The organism is Ureibacillus sp. GCM10028918 (genome assembly GCF_042666115.1).
GTDB lineage: Bacteria > Bacillota > Bacilli > Bacillales_A > Planococcaceae > Ureibacillus.
The window spans coordinates 43,421-49,437 of record NZ_JBHTFK010000034.1 but is presented as its reverse complement, the minus strand read 5'-3'; the positions used below and the strand labels follow the sequence as shown (position 1 = coordinate 49,437).

Genomic DNA, 6,017 nt, shown 5'->3' with positions numbered 1-6,017 from the left:
TGGCAAAGAGGTCACACCCGTTCCCATACCGAACACGGAAGTTAAGCTCTTTAGCGCCGATGGTAGTTGGGGGCTTCCCCCTGTGAGAGTAGGACGTCGCTAGGCGAAAATAAACCGCTGAGTATTCAGCGGTTTTTTTATTTACTTTAAAAATATAATAATCCACGCAGATAAGAAGAAATAAAAACGATCGAACATACTCGAGAAGTGGGAGGACCAAGGAAAACAAGGAATCAAGGAGAACGAAGCGCAGTGTACTTTGTACACGAGCATCGGCTCGGCGCACATGATGCAGTTAGTTGACGTGTATCACCCTTCGGCGATTAGCACCAAATAGTTATTGGGGTAGCCCCTATGAGAGTAGGACGTCGCTAGACAAAAAAACCATTGAGTAATCAGTGGTTTTTTATTTTGGAAATGAATGAACGGTTAATACTTTAAATAGAATACAAATAAATCATTTATTAAGATGAGGAAGTAATAAACATTTTATAGCAATAGATTGCAAAATAGGTGGTGAGTGAAAGAAAGTTTTACAGAAAACACCATTTAAGAAAGGGATGCTAAGGCAGCCCTCTTATTTTGCAAATTACTCTATAAGATAATAGGATTTGTGAAATTAGTCTGTTTCTAATTAAAGTACATATAAGTTGGAAAATGTAATTATTAAAGGAAATTATTATTTAATCCAGTTGAATTCGTTTACATATATTAAACATTTAGATATTTCTAATTCAACTTAAATAAATATCTTTTAGAAGTAAATACTAAATAAAGTTGCTCATCGAAACTATACAGTTATTCATTAAATGAAAAGTTAAGGCGGAGATTTAATAGAATTATTAGAATAATCTTTCTTTTAAAGTGTCCTTGACACTTAGATACCATGTTGTTAATCTTACTATTAATATTCTTTAAGAAAATGGAGGCATTTACGAAATGTGGGAAACGAAATTTGCCAAAGAAGGCTTAACATTTGATGATGTTTTATTAGTACCAGCGCATTCAGAAGTATTACCAAAATCGGTTGACTTATCTTCACAATTAACTCCAAAGATTAAACTGAATATCCCGATTATAAGTGCAGGTATGGATACTGTAACTGAATCCAAAATGGCGATCGCTATGGCTCGTCAAGGTGGTATTGGGGTTATCCATAAAAATATGAGTATTGAAGAACAAGCTGAAGAAGTTGAAAAAGTTAAGCGATCTGAAAATGGTGTCATTACAAATCCATTTTTCTTAACACCAACACATCAAGTATTTGACGCAGAGCATTTAATGGGTAAATATCGCATTTCTGGTGTCCCAATCGTAAATAATGAAGATGATCTAACATTAGTGGGGATTATTACAAACCGCGACTTACGTTTTATTTCAGACTATTCACTAAAAATTGAAGATGTTATGACAAAAGAAGCATTGATTACAGCTCCTGTAGGAACAACTTTAGAGGAAGCTGAAAAAATCCTTCAACAATATAAAATCGAAAAACTCCCAATCGTTGATGAAAACGGTAAGCTAACTGGGTTGATTACAATCAAAGATATCGAAAAAGTAATTGAATTCCCAAATGCTGCAAAAGACGGTCTAGGTCGTTTATTAGTAGGAGCGGCAGTCGGTGTTTCAAGTGATACAATGCAACGTGTATCCAAGCTTGTAGAGGCGCAAGTAGATATCATCGTGATTGATACAGCTCATGGCCATTCACAAGGTGTAATTGAAACAGTAAAACAAATTCGTGAAGCCTTCCCTGAATTGGAAATTATCGCTGGTAATGTTGCAACCGGTGAAGCTACTCGTGCTTTATATGAAGCAGGTGCAGATGTCGTAAAAGTTGGGATTGGTCCAGGATCGATTTGTACAACTCGAGTTGTTGCTGGTGTTGGTGTACCTCAAATCACTGCAGTTTATGATTGTGCAACAGTTGCAAGAGAAATGGGTAAAACAATCATTGCAGATGGTGGTATTAAATATTCTGGAGATATCGTAAAAGCTTTAGCCGCAGGTGGCCATGTTGTCATGCTTGGTTCTTTACTAGCAGGAACTTCAGAATCACCAGGTGAAACAGAAATCTTCCAAGGACGACGTTTTAAAGTTTACCGTGGCATGGGTTCATTAGCTGCAATGGAAAAAGGTTCAAAAGATCGTTACTTCCAAGAAGATGCGAAAAAACTTGTACCGGAAGGTATTGAAGGTCGTTTACCATATAAAGGACCTCTTACAGATACAATTCATCAATTAATTGGTGGTATTCGGTCAGGTATGGGGTATTGTGGAGCACAAAGCTTAGAGAGTTTGCGTGAGAATTCACAATTTATTCGTATGACAGGTGCAGGTCTTCGTGAATCTCATCCACACGATGTTCAAATTACAAAAGAAGCACCTAACTATTCGCTATAATAGTTGGAAACCTCGAGCATACTTCTAACGTCATATTTTGATGTTAGAAGTGTGCTTTTTTCTCTTTTCGAGTAGATAGTCCCTCTATAAATTTAAGAGTTTAATAGGGAAATAGTAGTTTAGTGAATAGTAATTTGTAAATAAAAACTTAATTTTATTAAATTTAACGAGTAACCATGTTTTTCTATTCTAAACGTAATATTTTTCTTGCACGTTCTATGATAAAATGACGAAAGTAAAGTAAATCAAATATTGGAGGTATTTTTTGTGAGAACAGCTAAGAAAGCATCATGGTTTAGCCTTTTGATGATTCCGATCCTGTTAATCAGCACATTTGTAACTGCTACACCAAGTGCAAGTGCGGAAGAAGATTTAGGTATAAACGTTGATGCAGCAATTTTAATTGAAGCAGATACAGGGAAGATTTTATATGAACAGAACGCGGACACTTCATTAGGTATCGCGAGTATGTCAAAAATGATGTCTGAGTATATCCTGCTAGATGCCATTAAAGAAGGAACAATAACTTGGGATCAACAATACCATGTTACCGAGTATACATATAAAATGTCACAAGACCGTGCTTTAAGTAATGTACCATTACGTGAAGATGGCACATATTCCATTCAGGAGTTATATGAAGCAATGGCAATTTATTCAGCAAATGCAGCAACAGTAGGGATTGCCGAAACAATTGCGGGTTCTGAAAAAGAATTCGTGAAACTTATGAATGAAAAAGCTGAAGAGATAGGTCTCGAAGGATATAAATTTGTAAATTCAACGGGTCTAAATAATGCAGATCTTTTTGGTATGCATCCAGAAGGTACAGGTCCTGAAGATGAAAATGTCATGCCGGCAAAATCAGTTGCAAAACTAGCTTATCATCTTTTAAAGGATCATCCGGAAGTTTTAGAGACTTCTAGTATTCCAAAGAAAACTTTCCGTGAAGGAACAGAAGACCAAATTGAAATGGCCAACTGGAACTGGATGTTACCGGGCTTAGTAAGTGAATATCAGGGTGTAGATGGTTTGAAAACAGGTTCAACACTTTTAGCAGGTCAATGTTTTACTGGGACTGTTGAACGTAATGGGACACGCTTAATCGCAGTTGTAATGAATGCAAAAGATTCAAATGGAAATAGTGTACGTACTGCCCGTTTTGATGCAGCTAAAAAACTATTCGATTATGGTTTTGGACAATTTACAAAACAAGAAATTGTACCAAGTAACTTTGTTTTTGAAGGCAATGAAACACTTGCTGTTACAAAAGGAAAAGAAGATAATGTTGAAATTGCAGTAAAAGAGCCGATTTCTCTAGTAGTAAAAACAAGTGAAAAAGATCTATATGCTCCTAAATTGGAACTGGATAAGAAATCCCTCGAAGCAGGAGTTGAAAAAGGGGCAGTTGTTGGTAAAGTCATCATCGAAAAAACAGAAGGTGAAGACTATGGATTTATCGATGGCAAAAGTTTTTCAACAGATGTCGTGACAACAAGTAGTGTTGAACGTGCCGGGTTTGTATCTCTATTCTTCCAAGGAGTAGGTAGCTTCTTCGGAAATGTTTGGGATGGGATTACAGGATTCGTTGGTGGATTATTCTAATTTTAAGCTGTTCTATGACGGAAAATCATAGAACAGTTTTTTGTTTTGCAAGAAAATCGCGTGTACTAGTAGCTATTGAAATGGTCACACACTTTTTTTTCTTGGACAAAACAACCTCGCCCAACTCTTTCATAAGCTAGTAGGTGAAGGAGCGTGATAAAAGTGTGTGGCATTACAGGTTGGGTGGATTATACACAATCTTTAAAGAATCAAGAAGATATTGCTAAAGCTATGACAGCAACTTTGAATAAGAGAGGGCCGGATGATGGCAATGTTTGGTCCAGCACACATGCGCTATTAGGGCATCGCCGATTAGCTGTGATTGATTTAATTGGTGGAAAGCAGCCAATGGGCAAATCACATCAAAACAAATCCTATTGCATGGTGTACAATGGAGAACTTTATAATACAGAAGAAATTCGCCAAGAGCTTTTAAAACGCGGATATAGCTTTTCTACAACATCGGATACGGAAGTGTTGCTAGCTTCATTCATTGAGTGGAGAGAGCAATGCGTCGAGTATTTGAATGGGATTTATGCATTTGCAGTTTGGGATGAACAAGAGGAGACCTTATATGCCTTTCGAGATCGTTTAGGAGTTAAGCCTTTCTTTTACGCATTAAAAGAGGGTTCTCTCTTATTTGGCTCTGAAATTAAAGCCATTCTAGCCAATCCTCAAATGACTCCTCAGATTGACCGCAGTGGGCTTGCAGCATTATTAAGTATTGGACCATCAAGAGTGCCAGGAAACGGTGTTTATAAAGGGATAGAAGAGCTGGAGCCAGGGAATGCAATGAAATTTTCTAAAGAGGGTTTGAAAAAGTGGCGTTACTGGAACGTAAAAAGTGAAAAGCATGAACATTCCTTTGAAGAGACCGTAGAGCAAGTCCGCTATTTGGTAACAGATGCGATTAAACGTCAGCTTGTTTCCGATGTACCTCTATGTACATTTTTGTCAGGGGGTCTAGATTCAAGTATTATTACGGCCATCGCTGCAAATTCATACAATCAAGAAGGACGTACATTGAAAACCTACTCTATAGACTATGAGGGCAATGAAGAATTCTTTGAAAAGAATGATTTCCAGACATCCCAGGATAGCTACTGGATTAACAAAATGACGGAAGAATTCAAAACCAATCATTTTGAAATAATTCTTTCTCAAAAGGATATTGTGGATTATTTAGAAGAAGCCATGCTGGTTCGTGACTTACCCGGTATGGTGGATATCGATAGTTCCCTGCTGGTTGCTTGTCGTGTTATTAAAAAAGGCTATACAGTGGCTTTATCAGGCGAATGTGCAGACGAAGTATTTGGGGGGTATCCATGGTTTCACCGTGATTATGAACTTTTCCCATGGATTCGTTCAGCCGATGAACGCGAAGGCTTCTTAAGAAAAGAATGGCAGTCAAAACTCCAATTAAAGGACTTTATGAGTCATGCATTTGAGGAAGCTGTCAAAGATTCACCTAAGCTAGAAGGGGAAGATCCAAAAGCAGCAAAACAACGAGAGCTCTTTTATCTAAATATGCGCTATTTTATGCAAACATTATTGGAACGGAAAGACCGTATAAGTATGGGAGCTAGCCTGGAAGTTCGAGTGCCATTTGCAGATCACCGAATCGTAGAGTATGCATGGAATATTCCGTGGGAAATGAAGAACGTGGGAAATATGGAGAAGGGGCTTTTACGCAAAGCAGTAGAAGGTCTTTTACCAGAAGAAGTGTTATATCGAAAAAAGAATCCATATCCAAAAACATATCATCCCGCATACACAAATGGTGTGAAAGAATTATTGAGCAATACACTTCGAAGAAAAGAATCGATACTGCATGAGCTATTTGAAAAAGATCAACTAGAGCAACTTGTTTCATCAGGCGGATCATCCTTTAAAGTGCCATGGTTCGGTCAATTGATGGCAGGTCCTCAGCTGCTCGCATACTTAGTACAAATCGATCGCTGGTTTGAGAATTACAATATTCAATTACTTGATCAATAAGGGAAAGGGAGGTC

3 protein-coding genes and 1 rRNA gene are annotated in these 6,017 nt (G+C 37.5%); all 4 read left to right on the top strand.

The window, feature by feature from the left end; genetic code table 11:
* Positions 1-105: ribosomal RNA gene (rrf, locus tag ACFQU5_RS16775) — 5S ribosomal RNA — on the top strand; the annotation flags it as partial.
* 834 nt (positions 106-939) lie between these two features.
* The gene (gene guaB, locus ACFQU5_RS16770; RefSeq protein ID WP_390290360.1) at positions 940-2,403 is read left to right on the top strand and encodes an IMP dehydrogenase; all 1,464 of its coding nucleotides are present in this window, start codon (positions 940-942) and stop codon (positions 2,401-2,403) included.
* Positions 2,404-2,709: 306 nt separating this feature from the next.
* A complete protein-coding gene (locus tag ACFQU5_RS16765; RefSeq protein WP_390290369.1) occupies positions 2,710-4,005 on the top strand; it encodes a D-alanyl-D-alanine carboxypeptidase family protein in 1,296 nt (431 codons plus the stop codon).
* Between the two features lie 162 nt (positions 4,006-4,167).
* Entirely contained in the window at positions 4,168-6,003 is a 1,836-nt protein-coding gene (asnB, locus tag ACFQU5_RS16760) for an asparagine synthase (glutamine-hydrolyzing) (RefSeq protein ID WP_390290366.1), read from the top strand.
* Positions 6,004-6,017 lie beyond the last annotated feature (14 nt).

Excerpts from the sequence above, each read along its gene's own strand:
- guaB (WP_390290360.1), top strand. The coding sequence starts at position 940 with ATGTGGGAAACGAAATTTGCCAAAGAAGGCTTAACATTTGATGATGTT.
- ACFQU5_RS16765 (WP_390290369.1), top strand. The coding sequence starts at position 2,710 with ATGATTCCGATCCTGTTAATCAGCACATTTGTAACTGCTACACCAAGT.